Annotated in this window: 20 protein-coding genes; 1 reads left to right on the forward strand and 19 read right to left on the reverse strand. The window is 32.7% G+C overall.

All coding sequences use genetic code 11. The features are described from left to right. Positions 1-24 precede the first annotated feature (24 nt). The 14 genes from LQ617_RS03560 to zapA form a co-directional block, all read right to left on the reverse strand. Positions 25-531, reverse strand: a complete 507-nt coding sequence (locus LQ617_RS03560) for a metallophosphoesterase family protein (RefSeq protein ID WP_037587506.1) — start codon at positions 529-531, stop codon at positions 25-27. After that, on the reverse strand, positions 528-1112 hold the full coding sequence (locus LQ617_RS03565; RefSeq protein WP_107576978.1) for an XTP/dITP diphosphatase: 585 nt from the start codon (positions 1110-1112) through the stop codon (positions 528-530). Before LQ617_RS03565 ends, LQ617_RS03560 begins: the two co-directional genes overlap by 4 nt. Positions 1113-1124: 12 nt before the next feature. Further along, positions 1125-1922 (reverse strand): glutamate racemase, encoded by a 798-nt coding sequence (gene racE, locus LQ617_RS03570; protein ID WP_025904622.1) that lies wholly within the window; start codon positions 1920-1922, stop codon positions 1125-1127. Next, entirely contained in the window at positions 1919-2353 is a 435-nt protein-coding gene (locus LQ617_RS03575) for a MarR family winged helix-turn-helix transcriptional regulator (protein ID WP_126476930.1), read from the reverse strand. Before LQ617_RS03575 ends, racE begins: the two co-directional genes overlap by 4 nt. Positions 2354-2502: 149 nt before the next feature. Further along, a complete protein-coding gene (sdhB, locus tag LQ617_RS03580; protein WP_239739572.1) occupies positions 2503-3312 on the reverse strand; it encodes a succinate dehydrogenase iron-sulfur subunit in 810 nt (269 codons plus the stop codon). 2 nt (positions 3313-3314) lie between these two features. Beyond that, entirely contained in the window at positions 3315-5078 is a 1764-nt protein-coding gene (gene sdhA / locus LQ617_RS03585) for a succinate dehydrogenase flavoprotein subunit (RefSeq protein WP_037587500.1), read from the reverse strand. A gap of 32 nt (positions 5079-5110) precedes the next feature. Then, positions 5111-5722 (reverse strand): succinate dehydrogenase cytochrome b558 subunit, encoded by a 612-nt coding sequence (locus LQ617_RS03590; protein ID WP_025904626.1) that lies wholly within the window; start codon positions 5720-5722, stop codon positions 5111-5113. A 195-nt stretch (positions 5723-5917) separates the two neighbouring features. Beyond that, the gene (gene uvrC / locus LQ617_RS03595) at positions 5918-7699 is read right to left on the reverse strand and encodes an excinuclease ABC subunit UvrC (RefSeq protein ID WP_204188689.1); all 1782 of its coding nucleotides are present in this window, start codon (positions 7697-7699) and stop codon (positions 5918-5920) included. A gap of 150 nt (positions 7700-7849) precedes the next feature. Next, on the reverse strand, positions 7850-8164 hold the full coding sequence (gene trxA, locus LQ617_RS03600) for a thioredoxin (RefSeq protein WP_025904628.1): 315 nt from the start codon (positions 8162-8164) through the stop codon (positions 7850-7852). A 111-nt stretch (positions 8165-8275) separates the two neighbouring features. Further along, positions 8276-9022, reverse strand: coding sequence for an enoyl-CoA hydratase-related protein (locus tag LQ617_RS03605; protein ID WP_037587496.1), 747 nt, complete (start codon positions 9020-9022; stop codon positions 8276-8278). A gap of 120 nt (positions 9023-9142) precedes the next feature. Further along, positions 9143-11491, reverse strand: coding sequence for an endonuclease MutS2 (locus LQ617_RS03610; RefSeq protein ID WP_239739574.1), 2349 nt, complete (start codon positions 11489-11491; stop codon positions 9143-9145). A gap of 26 nt (positions 11492-11517) precedes the next feature. Further along, positions 11518-13221, reverse strand: coding sequence for a DNA polymerase/3'-5' exonuclease PolX (polX, locus tag LQ617_RS03615; RefSeq protein ID WP_206167173.1), 1704 nt, complete (start codon positions 13219-13221; stop codon positions 11518-11520). Between the two features lie 61 nt (positions 13222-13282). Next, complete coding sequence (locus tag LQ617_RS03620) at positions 13283-13810, reverse strand: CvpA family protein (protein WP_239739575.1); 528 nt, start codon at positions 13808-13810, stop codon at positions 13283-13285. Continuing rightward, positions 13807-14079 (reverse strand): cell division protein ZapA, encoded by a 273-nt coding sequence (zapA, locus tag LQ617_RS03625; RefSeq protein WP_025904633.1) that lies wholly within the window; start codon positions 14077-14079, stop codon positions 13807-13809. The genes LQ617_RS03620 and zapA overlap by 4 nt, the downstream gene beginning before the upstream one ends. 177 nt (positions 14080-14256) lie before the next feature. Here zapA and rnhC point away from each other — a divergent pair, with 177 nt between their 5' ends. Further along, positions 14257-15183 carry a ribonuclease HIII gene (gene rnhC / locus LQ617_RS03630; protein ID WP_204255152.1) on the forward strand — a complete coding sequence of 309 codons (927 nt, stop codon included), beginning with the start codon at positions 14257-14259 and terminating at the stop codon, positions 15181-15183. 175 nt (positions 15184-15358) lie between these two features. Here the strand turns inward: rnhC and pheT are convergent, their stop codons facing one another. The 5 genes from pheT to LQ617_RS03655 form a co-directional block, all read right to left on the reverse strand. After that, on the reverse strand, positions 15359-17764 hold the full coding sequence (gene pheT / locus LQ617_RS03635; RefSeq protein ID WP_239739577.1) for a phenylalanine--tRNA ligase subunit beta: 2406 nt from the start codon (positions 17762-17764) through the stop codon (positions 15359-15361). Continuing rightward, complete coding sequence (gene pheS / locus LQ617_RS03640; protein WP_048542297.1) at positions 17764-18822, reverse strand: phenylalanine--tRNA ligase subunit alpha; 1059 nt, start codon at positions 18820-18822, stop codon at positions 17764-17766. The genes pheT and pheS overlap by 1 nt, the downstream gene beginning before the upstream one ends. Before the next feature lie 297 nt (positions 18823-19119). Further along, positions 19120-19860 carry a TrmH family RNA methyltransferase gene (locus tag LQ617_RS03645; protein WP_239739579.1) on the reverse strand — a complete coding sequence of 247 codons (741 nt, stop codon included), beginning with the start codon at positions 19858-19860 and terminating at the stop codon, positions 19120-19122. Between the two features lie 122 nt (positions 19861-19982). After that, complete coding sequence (gene rpmF / locus LQ617_RS03650) at positions 19983-20156, reverse strand: 50S ribosomal protein L32 (protein WP_025904638.1); 174 nt, start codon at positions 20154-20156, stop codon at positions 19983-19985. Positions 20157-20194: 38 nt separating this feature from the next. Next, a complete protein-coding gene (locus LQ617_RS03655) occupies positions 20195-20737 on the reverse strand; it encodes a YceD family protein (protein ID WP_025904639.1) in 543 nt (180 codons plus the stop codon). Positions 20738-20743: the final 6 nt, after the last annotated feature.

The following is a 20743-nucleotide window of genomic DNA, read 5'->3' on the forward strand; positions in this document are numbered from 1 at the left end:
ATTTTTGTTTTGCAAAATATATATTTAAAGTGCTAATGATAATTTTTCTATTTCTTCATTATTTCTATTTAAATATGTTAAAGTTGCATTATTTAATGCTTCGTCGAATTCGATGATGGCATATGTTTCTTCCCACTGTCCTCTTGTTTGAGAGATGCTTCCTGGATTGATACAATAAACGCCATCTATTGACTCACATAAAGCTATATGACTATGTCCATAAAATGCAAATTTAGCATGGTTATTTTTAGCATGGGCACTTAATACTTCTCTAGATGCTTTAATATCATATCTATGACCATGTGTATAGAAATAACCAATACCTTCTATTTCACCTTGTTCTTCTATTGGAAATTGTGGATCGAAATCACAATTTCCTTTAACTCTTTGATACAAACTTAGTTCTGTATCGTTATAGTCAAATTCAGAATCACCTAAATGTAAAAATAAATCTGCGTCTTTATTTTTTTCATATATTTCATGAAGTATGCCTTGTTCGCCATGATTATCGCTAACAATTACCCATTTCATTGGAATCGCTCCCCTATGTCTTCATTCATTAATTTAATTGCATTACCACGGTGACTGATTGCACTTTTTTCTGCAGCAGTTAATTCTGCCATCGTTCTGTCTTGTGATGGTACAAAGAAAATTGGGTCATAGCCAAATCCATTTTCCCCTCGTGGTTCGTCTATAATTTCACCAGGTGCTTTACCTACATATGTAACAGTTTCTTTACCAGGCTCACTTACAGCAATGGCACAAACAAATTCTGCTGCCCTATCTTCTATACCCTTTAAGTTTGTTAATAATTTTTCTATATTATCTTGATCATTTTTTTGTGCGCCTGCATATCTTGCTGAATAAATACCAGGTTCACCATTTAAAGCTTTTACAGATAATCCGCTATCATCAGCAATAACGATTTTATTTAATTGTTTTGAGGCCGCTTCTGCTTTCAAAATTGCATTCTCTTCAAATGTTGTACCTGTTTCTTCTACATCAAAATCAGGTGCAATTTCAGAAATACCTATAACATTTGCTTTTGGAAAAATTGTTTTAAAGTCGTTTATCTTTCCTTGGTTATTTGATGCAATAATAATATCTTTCATATTTATCTCTCCTTACAATGTTATTCGTTCAACATGAGCATCTTCTATATGTAGCCACTCTTTTATCGTTCTCGTAATATGTTCAACATCACCATTTGCAAAAAATTGATGTTTCGGATTTGGTGTATAATATGAATGCTCATTACTAAAAGTCAATAATGCACTTACTTCTCTTGCTGTTTCTAAACCTGAAGATATAATTGTCTTGCCATCATCAAAATACTGATGAATCGCATCATATAGTAGTGGATAATGTGTACATCCTAAAATTACTGTATCTGAGTCATCATATCGCCACTGTTTAAGCGTTTGATGGATAACAATACTCGTAATCGTCGGATCTTTATATCTCATTTGTTCAACTAAAGGAACGAATCCTGGACAAGCGACGCCTTTAACTTCTACTTGAGGATTAATAGATTTGATACTTCGTCTATATGCTTCAGATTTAATTGTCCCTTCAGTACCAAGAACAAGTACACGATTATTTTTAGTTGTCATAATTGCTGTTCTTGAACCTGGATCAATAACTCCAATCACGGGTATTGATAACATTTCTTGTAAAGGTTTCAAAGCAACCGCAGTAGCTGTGTTACATGCGATGACTAGCATTTTAATATCTTTTTCAACTAAAAAGTTAGCTAATTGAATGGTAAATGATTTAACTTCTTCTCTTGTTCTCGGGCCATAAGGACACCTTCCTATATCACCTAAATAAAATATCGTCTCATTTGGCAATTGTCGCATGATTTCTTTAGCAACTGTTAAACCACCAATTCCTGAGTCGATTACGCCAATTGGTTTATTCATTCATCTTCACTTCGCATTCTTTTCAACATAATTTCTAACGCTTCATTAAACTTTATTTTATCTTCATCTTCCATAATAGATAGAAGATCTTCAGTATAAATTTGTCTCGCTTGAACAACTTCGTCAATAAGTGCCGTGCCTTTTTCTAATAACTTGACGTGGAATACTCTTTTATCTTTCTCAGATTGAATTCTTTGAACGAGTTCTTTTTTCTCAAGTTTATCTACTATATCTGTTGTTGTAGAATATGCTAAAAATAAACGTTTAGATAACTCACCAATTGTAATTTGATCATGCTCATTGAGCCATTGTAAAGCAATAAATTGAGGCGGTGTTATATCATAAATCTTTAACTGCCCTCTTGATTTTAATTTCGTTCTTTCTACTATATGTCTTAACGAATATTCAATCTGTTTTGTAATTTCTTCCATAGTTGTTTGTACCTCTTTTCTCATCAAACTTATATTAATAATAATAACACATACGCTTATTTGCAGTTAATGAATTGGTCTTTATGTTATATAAATAAAAAAATAAGAGGCCAAGACATAATATTATGTCCCAGCCTCTCATATCTTTATTAGTTTACTTCGTGATCTGAACCGAAGAATGATTTAAACATTTGGAAAGTAGCTTCTCTGTTCATTGCTGCGATTGATGTTGTTAAAGGAATACCTTTTGGACAAGCATTTACACAGTTTTGAGAACTACCACACTCTTGTATACCACCATCAGACATAAGTGCTTTAATACGTTCATCTTTAGTCATGCTTCCAGTTGGATGCAAGTTGAATAAACGAACTTGAGAAATTACTTGAGCACCCATGAAATTATTATTCACGTTTACGTTCGGACAAACTTCTAAACATACACCACATGTCATACATTTAGAAAGTTCATATGCTGTTTGACGTTTCTTCTCAGGCATACGTGGTCCTGGTCCTAAGTCATACGTACCGTCAATTGGTACCCATGCTTTAACTTTTTTCAAGTTATCGAACATACGAGAACGGTCAACTTGTAAATCACGAATAACTGGGAATGTCTTCATTGGTTCAAGTTTAATTGGTTGTTCCAATTGATCAATAATAGCTGAACATGATTGACGCGCTTTACCGTTAATAACCATAGAACATGCACCACAAACTTCTTCAAGACAGTTCATATCCCAAGTTACTGGTGTCGTCTTTTCACCATTTGACTTAATCGGATTTCTTTGAATTTCCATTAAAGCTGCAATAACGTTCATATTTGGTCTATAAGGAATCTCAAATTTTTCTTCATAAGGTTGAGATTTATCATTTTCTTGACGTTTGATAATGATTGAAATCGTTTTGTTTTCTTGGTTTTGACCTTGTGCATTGTTTTCAACTGTTTGAGTGTCTGCCATAATTATTTACCTCCTTCAGATTTCTTAGAGTAATCACGTTTACGAGGTTTAATGTGACTAATATCCACTTCTTCATATGAAAATTCTGGTGCTTCTTTAGGTCCTCTAAATTGAGCAATCGTTGTTTTTAACCACTCTTCATCATTACGGTCTGGGAATTCTGGTTTGTAATGTGCACCACGTGATTCGTTACGATTATATGCACCAATCGTAATAACTCTTGCTAACACTAACATATTCCATAATTGACGCGTAAAGAATACAGCTTGGTTACTCCAAGTAGATGTATCTTCCATATCAATATTTTGATATCTTTCCATCAACTCAACAATTTTCTTATCTGTTTCTAGAAGTTTATCATTATGACGAACAACTGTAACATTGGCTGTCATAATTTCTCCTAATTCTTTGTGTAACTTATAAGCATTTTCTGTACCTTTAAGTTGTAATAAATGATCGAATTTTTCTTGTTCTTCATTTATACGTTTTTGGAAAATTTCTTCATCTAATTCTGTATATGATTTTTCAATATTATTAGCATATTTAACTGCATTTGGTCCTGCAACCATACCACCATAAATAGCAGATAATAAAGAGTTTGCACCTAATCTATTACCACCATGTTGTGAGTAGTCACATTCACCAGCAGCGAATAAACCTTTAATATTTGTCATTTGATCAAAGTCTACCCAGATACCGCCCATTGAATAATGAACTGCTGGGAAAATTTTCATTGGGACTTTACGAGGGTCATCACCAGTGAATTTTTCATATATTTCTATTATACCACCAAGCTTAACATCTAACTCATGTGCATCCTTGTGTGATAAATCAAGGTATACCATGTTTTCACCGTTAATACCAAGTTTTTGGTTCACACAAACATCGAATATTTCACGAGTCGCAATATCACGAGGTACTAAGTTACCGTAATCAGGATATTTTTCTTCTAAGAAATACCAAGGTTTACCGTCTTTATACGTCCAAATACGTCCACCTTCACCACGAGCTGATTCACTCATTAATCTTAATTTATCATCACCAGGAATTGCAGTTGGATGAATTTGAATAAACTCACCATTTGCATATTTAGCACCTTGTTGATAAACAACAGAAGCTGCTGAACCTGTATTAATCATTGAGTTAGTAGATTTACCAAATATGATACCTGGTCCACCAGTTGCCATAATTACAGCATCTGATCCAAATGATTCGATTTTAGAGTCTGTTAAGTTTTGAGCGATGATACCACGTGCAGCATCTTCCTCATCTTTAACAATACCTAAAAATTCCCAACCTTCATATTTTGTAACTAAACCTTTAACTTCATAACTTCTAACTTGTTCGTCTAATGCATATAGTAATTGTTGTCCAGTTGTTGCACCTGCATATGCAGTTCTATGATGCAAAGTACCACCAAATCGACGGAAATCTAAAAGTCCTTCTGGTGTACGGTTAAACATTACACCCATTCTGTCTAATAAATGTATGATACTTGGTGCTGCTGCAGTCATATTTTTTACAGGTGTTTGGTTAGCGAGGAAATCTCCACCATACACTGTGTCATCAAAGTGAATGTCAACAGAGTCGCCTTCACCTTTAGTATTGACAGCTCCGTTAATACCACCTTGAGCACAAACAGAGTGTGAACGTTTAACAGGTACTAATGAGAATAAATCAACATGCGCACCTTGTTCAGCAGCTTTAATAGTTGCCATTAGTCCTGCTAAACCACCACCGACAACAATGATTTTGTTGTTTGCCATAAAAATTGTCACTCCCCTAAAAAGTATAAATCCTATACGAATGCAAAAATAGCTCTTAAGCCAATAATACTAATTACGATAAATACAAATAAAGTTACATAAGTCATAAAACGTTGTGATTTTGGTGATTGTGTAATTCCCCAAGTAATGAAGAATGACCATAAACCATTTGAGAAATGGAATATAACACTTAATACACCAATAACATATAGCGTTACAGAAATTGGATTAGATAAAATATCTGAAACCATATCAAAGTCAACGTGATGTCCTAATGCAGCTTGAATACGCGTTTGGTAAACATGAACAGCTATGAAAATAAATGATATGATACCAGTTAAACGTTGTAATAAGAACATCCAGTTTCTAAATAGTGAATGCCTTCCTACGTTTTCTTTAGCTGTAAACGCTATGTATAATCCATAAATAGCGTGGAATAGTATAGGAATATAAATAACTACAACTTCTAATACAATTTTAAATGGTAAATTCCACATAAAATCTGATGCTTTATTAAAAGCTTCTGGACTTATCGTTGCAAAATGGTTAATAACCAAATGCTGAATTAAGAATATTCCTATAGGAATTACACCTAATAATGAATGAATACGACGTAAAATAAACTGTTTTTCGCTTGACGCCAAAAGAAGTCCCCCCTAACTTTAATCTATGGCTCTATCGTTATATTAAGAATATAATAATCTGAAAACGATTACATACATCCCAAAAAAAATTCGATGAGCATTTACATGTATATTGTAACATCATTAAGTATGAATTTGGGCATGAGAATTATTCTCATACCCAAATATATAGATTTTTTGTTGTAATTTTACCATTTATTTACTAAGCTTATCTACTAAGTTTTGAGCAACCTTTTTCGGAACACCAATTTTAACAAAATCCTCTAAATTCGATTCTCTCATTTTTTTAATAGAGCCAAAATGTTTTAATAATGTTTGTTTACGTTTTGGTCCAATACCTTCTATTTCATCTAAAGCTGACTTAAGTGATGTTTTTTGTCGTGTTGATCTATGGAAACTAATTGCAAATCGGTGCACTTCATCTTGAATGCGTTGAAGTAAATAAAATTCTTGAGAATTTTTCTTTAGTGGTATAATTTCTGCTTGTGATCCGTACAATAATTCTGAAGTTTGGTGTTTGTCATTTTTACTTAGACCTGCAATTGGTATATCAAGTCCTAGTTCATTTTCTAATACATCTCTCACTGAAGACATATGTCCTTTACCACCATCGACAATAATTAAATCAGGAATTGGCAATCCTTCTTTTAATACTCTTGTATATCTTCTTCGTACCGCTTCTTGCATCGACTTGTAATCATCTGGACCTTTTACGGATTTAATTTTATATTTACGATAGTCCTTTTTACTTGGCTTACCATCTACAAAAGCTATCATAACAGACACTGGATCTACACCTTGAATATTAGAATTATCAAATGCTTCGATTCTAATCGGTGTTTGAATACCCATTGCCTCTCCTAAGTTCTCGATAGCTTTGATCGTTCTAGATTCATCTTTCGCAATTAATTCAAATTTATTTTTAAGTGAAATGCTCGCATTTTTTATCGCAAGATCCACCATTTCTTTTTTCTGACCTCTTTTAGGCTGAACCACTTTTGAATCAACGACTGACTCAACTGTTTTAATGTCTAAATTTTTCGGAATATGAATTTCCTTAGGCGTTAAATGTTGATTTAAAGAATAGAATTGTCCAATAAATGTATAGAATTCTTCTTCAGCAGTTTGAATAATAGGTATCATAGATGCTTGTCTTTCAATTAATTTACCTTGTCTAATAAAGAATACTTGAATACACATCCACCCTTTATCAACAGAATAACCAAATATATCCCTCATTGTCATGTCTGCTGACATCATATTCTGTTTATAATTTAACATTTCAATATGTTGTATTAAGTCACGGTATTCTTTCGCTTCTTCAAACTTCAAAGCTTCACTCGCTTGATTCATCTTCTCGTTTAAGTCATTGACGATTGTTTTGTCATCACCATTTAAAAAATCAGTAATTTCTTTAATCATCGTTTGATACTCGCTTTGTTCGACTGGATAAACGCAAGGTCCTAAACATTGGCCAATATGATAATAAAGGCATACTTTATTTGGCATTGTGACACATTTTCTCAATGGATAAATTCTATCTAGTAATTTCTTCGTTTCATGTGCGGCATAAGCATTAGGATATGGTCCGAAGTATTTACCCGAATCTTTTTTTACAGTTCTCGTCACAATAAGTCTAGGGTGTTTTTCTTTTGTAATTTTTATAAATGGATAACTTTTGTCATCTTTTAATAATATATTATAACGTGGTTGATGTTTTTTAATTAAGTTAAGTTCAAGTAATAAAGATTCTATTTCACTTGAAGTTACGATAAATTCAAAATCTCTAATCTCACCCACGAGTCGAGTTGTCTTTTCATCATGTGCACCTGTGAAATAGCTGCGAACTCTGTTTCTTAATCGTTTAGCTTTACCAACATATATAACCGTTTGTTGTCTATCTTTCATGATGTAACATCCAGGTTCTGTTGGTAAAACTTCAAGTTTTTGCTTAATTTTCTTTTGGTAGTCTTCCACCTTTATCACCTACCTTTTTAAATTCATTATATCAATAAAATTTGCATTGACCAAAACATACGTTCTATATAAATATCTATCATCACACAAAAACTGCCTACAAAGTCATATGCTTTGTAGACAGTTTGGATTAATCATAGGTTATAACGATTAATAATGTTTAGATAATACTTGTTCTAGTTGTTCTTTAGGTTGGAAACCTACTACTTTATCTACAGCTTCTCCATCTTTAAATACGATTAAAGTTGGGATACTCATAACTTCGTATTTAGCTGCTGTTGCTTGGTTTTCATCTACGTCTAATTTAACGATGTTAGCTTTACCTTCAACGTCTTTAGCTAAATCTTCTAATACTGGCGCGATCATTTTACAAGGTCCACACCATGGTGCCCAGAAGTCCACTAAACTAACGCCTTCTTTGATTTGTTCATCGAAATTTGCATCTGTTGCTTTTAATAATGCCATTGGAAAAATCCTCCTTGTTAACTTATGATAATGAGAGTATAGCACGCTTTATTTTGCAATGCATGTTGTTTGCTCAAAGTGTATTGTACTTGATATGAACTATATTAGCAATCACTTAAATTCAGGTTTTCTTTTGTTTATAAATGCATCAATACCTTCTTTTGCATTGTCGCTTTCAATAATATCAACGAAATGTCTTTCTTCAATTTGATCACTTTCTAATGATAAATCTAAATTAGACATTTGCTTGATGACTTTAATAGAGTCTAAAGATTTAGAAGCGATTGTAGTAGCTAATTTTTCAGTAGCTTGTTCTAATGCTTCTTTATCTTCAACTATTACATTAAATAAATGTTTCACTTCTTCTAAATTGATATTCTCACCAGTTAACGCAGCTTGTAATGCTTTATGTTGACCTACCATAGCAGATAATCGTCTGACACCACCAAAGCCTGGGAATATACCTAAGTTAATTTCAGGTAATCCTACTTTTGTATCTTTCGTGATTAATCTCATATCACATGCTAAAGCAAGTTCAAATCCACCGCCTAAACAAACACCATGAATTGAACTGATAACTGGCTTATGACATGTCTTAATCAATCTAAATAATTTAGCACTTGTAGAAGCTAAATCTAATCTTTCATGTTTAGTTAGTTCTGGGAATGATTTAATATCTGCACCTGCAGAGAAACATTTTTCATTACCTTTTATAACGATGACTTTCACATCTTCATTGAATCCTTCTGTTTCAATTGCTTCAATAATGCTATTTAATACTGCCTCATTTAAAGCATTTACCGGACCATGATTTAATTGTATATAAAGAACGTGGTTTTCGACATTTGTATTTATCAAGAAAATTCCTCCTTATAAAAATATTAAGTATGCAATACCTGCTATAAATGTTAAAGCAGAAATAACGAGTAATACTTTAGCTAGTTTATACATATCAAAATTATCCAATATGTTTCCTCCTTATTTCAATGTTACAACAGTAACACCAAATCCACCTTCTGAAGGCATACCTGTACGATATGATTCTACAGAACGATGTTTTTTAAGATGGTCAGCTACACCTTTTTGTAATGCACCTGTACCTTTACCATGAATAATGTTCACTGTACCGTAATTAGAAAGTACTGCTTGATCGATATATTGGTCTAATTCTAACATAGCATCTTCATATCGATAACCTCGTAAATCTAAATCCATTTTTATTGTAGATCGATTCGTTCTAGGAACAACTTTACTTGGTTGTTGTTTCTTTTTATCTAGTTTTTCTAAATCTTTTACTTCTATTTTCATTTTTAGTATACCCATCTGTACAACAACTTCTTCGTCGCTGATCACATCGATAACTTCACCTTTTTGACCGTATGATAATACTTTAACGTCATCACCTTTTTCAATCTTATCGTGACGTTCTTTCTTAACATTTTGTTTCAGAGATTGCGATGTATATTGATTATCAAGTCGTTTCTTTCGCTCAATCAATTCATGCTCTTTTACATTTGCAGCTGAATTATCTCTCATTTCTCTTAGTTCTTGAAGGATTGTTTCCGCTTCTTCAGTCTTCTGTTTAACTTCTTGATTGGCTTTATTTCTCGCTTCATCCATCAATTGTGTTTTGAAGTTTTCAAAGCGTTGTAATTCTTGCGTTAATGATTGATGCAAGTCTATAGATTCTTGTTTTAATTTTTCAACTTCAATACGATCATTTTCAACAGATTTAGCATTTTTCTCAAGTGATTCTATCATGACATTGATTTCTTTTTCATCTTGACCAATCAGTGATTTTGCATGATTGATGAGTTCATTTTTTAGCCCTAATTTTTTAGAGATTTCAAATGCGTTTGAGCGTCCTGGTATACCCATTAATAATTTATAAGTTGGTCTTAATGTTTCAACGTCAAATTCAACACTTGCATTCATCACTTTCTCTCGATTATAGCTATATGCTTTAAGTTCAGGATAATGTGTTGTTGCCATGATTAAAGCATCTCTTTCAATCGTATAATCTAAAATACTCATTGCTAATGCTGCACCTTCACTCGGATCAGTTCCTGCTCCTAATTCATCAAATAAAATTAATGAGTCTTTATCCGCTTGATCAATAATGTTGACGATATTTTTCATATGTGATGAAAAAGTCGATAACGATTGTTCAATAGATTGTTCGTCACCAATGTCACAAAATACTTTCTTAAATATCGTTATAATGGCGCCATCTAATGTCGGAATTAACAAACCAGATTGTGCCATTAACGTGATTAAACCAACTGTTTTTAAGGTAACGGTCTTACCACCAGTATTAGGACCTGTAATAATAACAGCATTAATGTCTTCTTTAAATTCAATCGTATTGCTGACAACTTCTGATTGATTAATTAATGGATGTCTTGCTTTAGGTAAATATATTGCTCTATCTTCAGATATGATTGGTTTAGTAGCTTTAATAGTTGCACCAAATTTAGCTTTTGCTGTCACAAAGTCTAAATGCCCCATAACTTCTGTGCTTGAAAGTAATTCATGTCCTACTTCGCTAACTTGTTCTGTCAGAATATATAACAATCTATCTTTTTCTTCTTTCTCTTTAGCTTTAACTTGAGCGATTTGATTATGCATTTCAACAATTGCACTTGGTTCAATATATAATGTTTGGCCAGATGCAGATTGATCATGCACGATACCATTAAAATCTTGACGATATTCTGCTTTAACCGGAAGTACATGTCTATCATTTCTAACCGTTACAATAGAGTCCGATAATTTCTTCTGATTAGCTGAAGATCTAACCATTTGTTCTAATCTTGATTTAATACGATCGTTCGTTTTTTTAATTTGATGTCTCAATTCAGCTAATTTCGGACTTGCCGTATCAAACAAATCGTGCTCATCACACTGTTCACTTATTTGATTCAGCAAGTCACTTAATACTGGCAATTGCGCAACATAGCCATCGATATTTGGATAAAGGATTGCTTCATCTTCATCAACGATACTAGCGTAAAATGTTTTGAATCTATTTTGAACTTGAATATTACGTTTAATTTGGTTTAATTCTTCAACGTTTAACAAACTGCCAATTTCTGCACGTCTTACATAGGATTTAATATCTTTTAGCCCTGAATACCCAGGTACTCTATGTTTATTATAAATTTGAGTCATTTCGTCTGTTTCATTTATACTTTGCTGAACTGTTTCAAGTTCATCACTTGGTTTAAGTTCGTTAATAAGGCGTTCAGCAATATCACTTGTCGCATGAGTAGACAATTGTTGAATAATTAAGGGATATTCAAGAACTTTTAATGTTTTCTCATTCATATTATCTTCCCTCTTCTTTTAATACTTTATTTTGTTGATTGGATCCATTTTTTAAATGCTTCACGTGATTTAGCATTAATAACTTGTGATTTTTTCACCCAACCTTTTTGAGCCGTTCCAACACCATATTTCATGAAATCAAAATGATCAATATGATGGGCATCTGTATTGATTGTAATCATTAGGTCAGGATTATTTTTTAATACGTCAGCGTTTAAATCTAATCGTTGTGGATTAGCATTCAGTTCTAATACTGTATTAGTATCTCTTGCCATTTTAATAAGTTCATCAATATTAGGACGATATCCTTCTCTTCTGCCAATAATTCTACCTGTCGGATGTGCTATATGTCTGACATATTGATTTTCACATGCAGTTCTAAGTCTATTCATAATCTCTTCTTCAGATTGATTGAAACTTTGGTGGATTGCTGCAATCACATAATCTAATTCTTTCAATACGTCATCTGGATAATCTAAACTACCATCTGGTTTAATATCCATTTCTGTACCACTATAAATATCAATTTCTTTATATGATTCATTTAGTTTTTTAATTTTTTCGTTTTGTTCCAATAAACGTTCAATAGATAATCCATTTGCTACTGCTAAACTTCTAGAATGGTCTGTAATACAAATAAATTGATATTGACGTTCAATTGCCGCTTCAATCATTTCTTCAAGTTTAAACGCACCATCACTATAAGTTGTATGCATATGAATATCACCATTAATATCTTCTAACTGTATGATATCTTGAATATCTTTATCAAATTCTGTACCATCCTCACGCATTGTTGGTGGTATATATGGCACGTTAAAATGATCATAAATTTCCTTTTCACTTTGATAAGTAATGATGTTACCATTTGCTTCTTCTATACCATATTCACTTACTTTTTCATTTTTTTGTTTAGCAAGTTGTCTAATTTTTATATTATGGTCTTTAGAACCTGTAAAATGTTGCAATGTATGATAGAAAGCTTCTGGTTGAATCAGTCTAAAATCAACACCAATAACATCATCTTCAATTTGTAAATCTAAAGAAACTTTCGTTTGGCCAACAGCAATTTGTTCTTTAATATCTGGAAACTCAAGTAGTGCTTGTTGTACTTTTGTAGGTTCTTCAGTCGAAATAATATAATCTAAGTCTTTGCTCATTTCTTTCATTCTTCTGAAACTACCTGCAACTTGATATTGAATAATACCTTCAATATTATCTAAAAATTGATTAATCACTTCATGTGCTTTAATCATAGTATTGATTGGATATTTTTCAGGTCGTTGCCCTAACACTTTCGCTTCTTCAAGAAGTTTTTGTTCAGTCTTTTTCGCAAAGCCTGGTAATTCAGACACTTGATTATTTTCACACGCTTTGATTAAATCTTCTTTATTTTTTATATCCAATTCTTTATATAATTTCGCAATTTTTTTACTACCTAATCCAGGTATTTTTAATAATGGAATAAGTCCTTCTGGAATTTCTTGTTTTAACTCATCTAAATAACTTTGTGTCCCATTATCTATATATTCATTTATGACATCGCCTACACCTTTACCAATGCCTTTTAATGATGTCACATCTTCAATTTCGTTTAACGTTCTTTCATCTGTTTCCAATGATTGACTTGCTTTTCTGTATGCTGATACTTTAAATGGATTCTCACCTTTAATTTCCATGTATATTGCAATTGTTTCTAACATTTTTACGATATCTTTTTTTGTTAACATGTCTATTCCTCCGTAAAAAAAGTCATAGGTTCTCCCATGACTTTTTTCAATATGAATTCATTTAATTTGAAAGCCATTTTACTAATTGATCAGATAAGAATGGTGTCTTTGTTAATACTGCATTTCCAATAGAAGACTGTTGTAATGCATCTATAAAAGGTGCTACGGGGATTACCGCAACTGCTGCTAGTATGATAATTACAACTAAATATCCTTCTATAAATCCAAGTACGATACCATAATACCTTGCATATTTACCGCCAAATTCCATTTGATGATAAAAATCAAATACTGTTGCTACAATTTGTAAAATTATTTTAGTAAAAACAAATAAAATGAGAATCGCCATAATATTATAAAATGCATTCTCATTATTAATACTGTTAAATATTGCATTCTTACCTTCTGTAGACGCACTCGGATAAGGTAATATTAAATGCAATTGCTTGCTAAATGGTGCGTAACAAATGCTGGCAATCACCAATGAACTGATCGTGCCGATAGAATGTAATGATTGTAATACTAAACTACGTCTATATCCAATGATGACACCTATAATTAAACATAAAAATATAAGTAATGTTATCATTCTAAATGTCCTTTATTTTTTAATTGTTTGATTTCTTCTCTTAACTTTTCATTTTCTTCTTCTAATTTAACATATTCATGCATAACATTAACAGCTGTAAGAACAGATTTACGCGTTGTATCCAAGCCTGCATTTAATTGCCCGAGCGCTTGCAACTTTTCATCCACTCTACCAGCTACATATCGAATATGTGATGGATCGTCTTCACCAATAATTGTATAATGTTGATCATTTATAACCACTGTAACTCTATTTTTATTTTCACTCATTATACTACCCCTGTTCAAATTATAAATGGATTTCTATATATGTAATCATACTATATTATACATGACATAAGTTCATTTGTGTATGAATATCCACCAACTTGATTTGAGAAAATTCGTTTATATCATAAATTTATGCTACTCTATTTATAGAAAAAATTAAAAAGGCAGGACTTAAAAGTGGCAAACATCGTAAAAACAATTGACTCCAATACAATCAATCAACTTATAAAACAATATAATATGGAAACAAAGAACTTACCAACTGGCACTTTAGCCCGCAAGAAAATAAAAAGTACACAAGTCCAAATATACCGTTCAAAAAAAATAATGTTTCAAGGTAAAGATGCAGAACAAGTAGCAAGTGAAGTACTTAATCAAAACATAACGTCATCACCATCTAAAGCAACACCAGCTACAAAAAAATATGAATTTGATATACATAATACAATTGGTAGTGATGAAGCAGGCAGTGGCGATTATTTCGGCCCACTCACAGTATGCGCGGCTTACGTATCTAAACAAAACGCTAAAATTTTAAAAGAAATTGGTGTGATGGACTCCAAGTCTTTAACAGACCCTAAAATTGTAGAACTAGCTGAACAAATTATACAAATATGCCCTCATTCTCTAATTGTACTTGATAATCCCAATTACAATACAAAGCAAGCAGAAGGTTGGAGTCAAGTTAAAATGAAAGCAGTCCTTCACAATCAAGCGATTAAAAATGTCATCTCACGAATCGACGAACAAGAATTAGAACAAATTGTGATTGACCAGTTTGTGCAAGCAAGCACTTATGAACGATACATCATTGGTCAAATGCCACGAAAAGACATTACACACTTTGAAACAAAAGGTGAATCAAAATCTATCGCAATTGCTGCAGCAAGTATTATCGCAAGATATGCTTTTGTTAAACACATGGATCAATTAGCAAAATCTTTAAATGTCATTATTCCTAAAGGCGCAAGTAATAAAGTAGATCTAGAAGCAGCAAAAATCGTCCAAAAATATGACATGCAGCAGTTAGATAACATAACGAAAACACATTTTAAAAATAGAGATAAAGTATTAGACCTTATTAATCGAAAAAGGAGAAATTAATATGTTACTTATCACTTTCAGTTGGCAAGTCATACTTGCCCTAATCATTATTTGCTATTTAATTTGGTTTATCGGTAAACAACTTACAAATTCTACAAACAAACGAAAAAAATAATATAAAAACACAGCAACCTGATATGAACCTTCAGATTGCTGTGTTTTTTATTTATATATCTTATCCTCTTAATGTCGCACCATTTTGTTCTAATGCTGTTAAGATTTGCTCGTGTACTGCTGAAACTTTATCTTCTGTCAATGTTTCATTAACGTCTAAATAATCTAAGCGAATTGCGACCGATTTCTTGCCTGGTTCCATATGTTCGCCTTCATAAACGTCAAATACTTCTGCGTTATTTAATATATCTGCACCATTTTCATTGATTGTATGAATAAGTGTAGCTGCCGTAACTTCTGTGTTAACGACAAGTGCAATATCTCTTGAAACTCCTGGGAATTTCGGAATAGCTTCGTATTCAATTTTGCCAACAGGTTGTCCTAAGATTTTTGTAAAGTTTAACTCAAACACATAAGTGCGGTCTAAGTCATTTTCTTTTTCAACTTTCGGATGTAATTCTGCTATTAAACCAACAACTTCATCATTTAATTTAACGTACGCTGTTCTACCTGGATGTAATAAGTCTAATGTCGTCGCTTCATAAGTGAACGTTAAGTTTAATTGTTCTGCAATACGTTCTACTATACCTTTCACTAAGAAGAAATCAACAGGTTCATCTTTTTGTTGCCATTTATTACCTGTATATTGTCCTGTTAAAATACCACTTAAAAATTCAACTTCTGTTGGTAATTGATCTTTTCCGTTACTATAGAACACTTTACCAAGTTCATATAATGCAACGTTTTTATTCTTACGGGCAACGTTATATCGTGTAGCGTCAACTAATCTAGGTAATAAACTTTGACGTAATACGGCTTGATCTTCACTCATAGGCATCATAAGCTCTACAACTTCTTGTTGTTCTAAAGTATAGTTTTGAGCGACATCTTTACGAACTAATGAATACGTAATCGCTTGATCTAAACCAGCACCTTCAAGAATTTCTTTAACTTTTCGTGTCTTCAATTGGTTATCTGTTAAATAGCCAGCAGTTGCATTATCAAAGTTTGGTAATGTTGAAGGTAATTGGTCGTATCCATAAATACGCGCAACCTCTTCGATTAAGTCCGCTTTAATTGAAATATCATTTCTTCTTGATGGCACTTCTACTTTAAAGGCATCTCCAGAAACAATCGTTTCAAATCCTAAACGATTAAATATTGTATTAATTTCATCTGTAGAAAGATCGAAACCGATTAATTGGTTAACATCTTGTGTTGTAATGTCTATCGTACGAGACAATTCTGGTAAATTACCGTCTGATACAACTTCACTTAACACAGATCCACCAGCAATATCTTGTAATAATTTTGCTGCTCTATCTAAAGCATCAAGTATTCTTTCACTCGCAATACCTTTTTCGAATCTGCTTGAAGCTTCACTTCTTAAGCCTAATCGTCTTGATGTTTGTCTAACATTTGTAGCATTAAATAATGCACTTTCGATTACGACATTTTGAGTGTTTTCTGTAACTTCTGAGAAATCGCCACCCATTACACCAGCGATTGCAATTGGTTCTTCACCATTTGTAATAACAAGGTCTGAAGTAAGTAGTTCTCTCTCAATATTATCTAATGTCATGATTTTTTCATTTTCATGTGCGTAACGTGCAACAATTTGATCTGAACCAATTTGGTCTTGATCAAACATGTGTAACGGTTGACCATACTCTAAAAGTACGTAATTCGAAACATCTACCACGTTGTTAATTGGACGGATGCCAGCTTTCATTAATCTAGACTGCATCCATGATGGAGATGGTTCAATTGTTACATTTTTAACAACTCTAGCTGCATAGAATGGAACACCTTCTTGATCTTGAACAGTCACTGATAATGATTGACTAGCTTTCTCTTCAGATTCATCTAAAGAAGTATTTGGGTATTGTATGTCATTGCCATATAATGCACTCACTTCATGTGCAGCACCTAGCATACTTAAACAGTCTGCTCTATTTGGTGTCAAATCAAAGTCTAATACATCGTCATTTAATAATAATGCTTCTAGTGCATCACTACCAGGCGTTGGTTCGTTTGAGAAGACGTAAATGCCATCTGCATATTTTTTAGGCATAACATTTGGATCAATACCTATTTCTTGTAATGAACAAATCATACCTTCTGATACTTCACCGCGTAATTTAGCTCTTTTAATTTTAACGCCACCAGGTAAACGACCACCTACTCTTACAACGATGACATATTGATCTTTATCAACATTTGGTGCACCACAAACGATTTGTACGGGTTCTTCTTCACCAACATCCACTTTACAAATATTCAGTTTATCTGCTTCTGGATGTTTCTCTTTAGAAAGCACATGTCCAACGACTAATTTTTTAATATCGTCTCCATAATGTGTAACACTATCAACTTCAATACCGCTTCTTGTAATTTTCTCAGCTAAATCTTCAGTATTAGCATCTATATTTATATATTCACTTAACCACTCTTTACTTACTAACATTATGCTTCACCACCATCTTCTACAGGCTTAAATTGTTCTAAAAATCTCACGTCATTTGTATAGAAATGTCTAATATCTTCAATTCCATATTTCAACATTGCCATTCTATCCGGTCCTAAACCAAAAGCAAATCCAGAATATTTATTTGAATCAAAGCCTGCCATTTCTAATACATTTGGATGTACCATTCCTGAACCAAGAACTTCTATCCAACCTGTTTGTTTACAAACGTTACATCCTTTACCTTTACATTTGAAACATGACACATCTACTTCAACTGATGGTTCAGTGAATGGGAAGAAACTTGGTCTTAATCTAATTTCACGATCTTTACCAAATAATTTACGTGCTAATAATTCTAATGTTCCTTTTAAGTCACTCATCTTGATATTTTCAGCTACGACTAAACCTTCAATTTGCGTAAATTGATGACTGTGCGTCGCATCATCAGAGTCTCTGCGGTAAACTTTACCTGGACAGATGATCTTAACGGGTCCAACACCATTACGTTTTTCTAAAGTTCTCGCTTGTACAGGAGATGTATGAGTACGCATTAAGATTTCTTCTGAAATATAAAAAGTATCTTGCATATCACGTGCTGGATGAGACTTTGGTAAATTAAGTGCTTCAAAGTTATAATAGTCAGACTCTACTTCATAACCTTCAACAATTTCATAACCTAAACCAATAAATAAATCTTCTAAATCTTCATTGATTTTAGTTAGTGGATGTTTCGCACCTAAACTTACTTTTCTACCAGGTAACGTTACATCGATTGTTTCATTCTCTAATTGTTGGTTTAATGCTTCCTCTTCTAAAAGTACTTGTTTAGATTCGATTTCTTTCTCTACAGCTTTACGTACTTCGTTCACAAGTTGACCGAATTCTGGTCTTTCTTCTTTAGGTAATTCTTTCATTTCTTTCATAAGACCTGTAATAACGCCTTTTTTACCTAAATAATTTACTTTCACGTCTTGTAATGATCTTTCTGCTTTTGCTTCATTAATTCTTACAAGCGCATCTTGTCTTAATTCAGATAATTTTTCTCGTAATGACATATATATCCTCCTATTTTGGTCGAAAAAAAGACTCCGCCTCCTCAAATATAGAGGGACGAAGTCTTCCGTGGTACCACCCAAATTTATACATAGTTATGCATACACTTATATGTTGATAACGGATCTACATTCCGACTTAAATTTCTTTAAGTAGCTAAAAAGATGAAAAAAATTAAGTTACAACATAGGATTTTTCAGTCTCGAATCCATTCCCTTGTCATGTGTAAACATTAATTTACGTCCTTTTGTAAGCTCATATTGATTATGAAATCATTATATTAAATATTATATAATTGGTCAACCTTTCAAATGATAAAGCAAGATACCACAAGATACAGCTACATTTAAACTTTCAGCTTTGCCATATAGCGGTATATGAAGATTTTTAGTCGTTTGTTCAAGTATCGCTGGATCAACGCCCGCACCTTCATTCCCCATAATTAACGCAAAGTTTGAATGGCTTTTGACTTCTCGATATTCAACTGCATTTTGAAGACTTGTTCCGTAAGTTTCGCCATCAAATTGTTCCATAAATTCAAATATATCTTGCTCAACAACAGGTAAATGAAAGACACTACCTTGTGAAGCACGTAATACTTTATCTTGGTACGGGTCTGCACTACCTTTTGAATAAATAACAGCGTCCATGCCTGCAGCGTCAGCATTACGAATCAATGCACCCATATTACCTGGATCTTGTACTCTATCTAATACAAGGACTTGTTTAAAATTACTCGTTTCGTATGTAGGCATTTCAACAACCGCAAATATACCTTGAGGTGTCGTTGTGTCAGATAATGATTCTGCCACTTTAAAATTAATGACATATGCTTCCTTTGCATATTCAACAATTTTCTCATCAACTCTTCCATAATCTACTGCTAATAATGTAATGATATTCAGTTGACTATGATAAGATTCTTCGATTAAATGAAATCCTTCAATTAGAAATTGTCCTTGTTTAACTCGTTCTTTTTTCTTTTTTAATTTATTCATTTGTTTAATTTTATTATTTTGAACTGAAGTAATTTCTTCCATAGTAACGCCTCATCTTCTCATTGTGATATAAAAATATTATATACGAAAAAAGACTGCCAACAAAGTCAAAGACATTGATGACAGTCTTAAGCACCTTAGTTTAGGTGTTTAAATATTAATTATTATTTAGAAACGACTTCTTTACCTTTGTATGATCCACATGCTTTACATACACGGTGAGATAATTTCATTTCTCCACAGTTTGAACATTCTACCATACCTGGTACTGAGATTTTGAAATGCGTACGACGTTTTCTTTTAGCTGTTTTTGAAGTTCTTCTAGCTGGAACTGCCATGTCTTATTCCTCCTTAAATTTTATAAACACTTTTCCGATTATTTTTCGTCATCGAAGAATTGTTGTAATTTTTGAAGTCTTGGATCAACTTTCTTTTCAGTTTCTTGTTCTGAATCTTCGGTTGACTCAATTTGATCTTCGCCAATAACTTCCCAACCATCGCCTGCCATTGAAATATCTTCGCTACCTTCAGAGAATACTTGTAACGGTTTCTCTAAAATAACAAGTTCTTCAATGATTGGTAATAAATTAATCATGCCGCCTTCGAGTTTATGTCTCAATTCGTCATCATCATTATTACTTTCACTAAATTCATCTAGCTCAAATATTTCTACTGATGTAGTATCAAATGGTAGCTCTACTGGCTTTAAAGTACGGGCACATGGTAACGTCAATACACCATTAATGTCAAGATTGACAATTATCTCATGCATTCGCACTTGAACGTCTCCTGTTACTTTTATTGGAGATATATCGATAAGTTCATCTACCCTATCAATAAGGTATTTCATATCGATTTCTTTATCAAAAGTAAATGGTTCGTTTTGGTATTTTTTAAGTTGTGTTATTGACCACTTCATCTGGGT

It is taken from the genome of Mammaliicoccus sp. P-M59, from assembly GCF_022386135.1.
Taxonomy (GTDB): domain Bacteria; phylum Bacillota; class Bacilli; order Staphylococcales; family Staphylococcaceae; genus Mammaliicoccus; species Mammaliicoccus sciuri_A.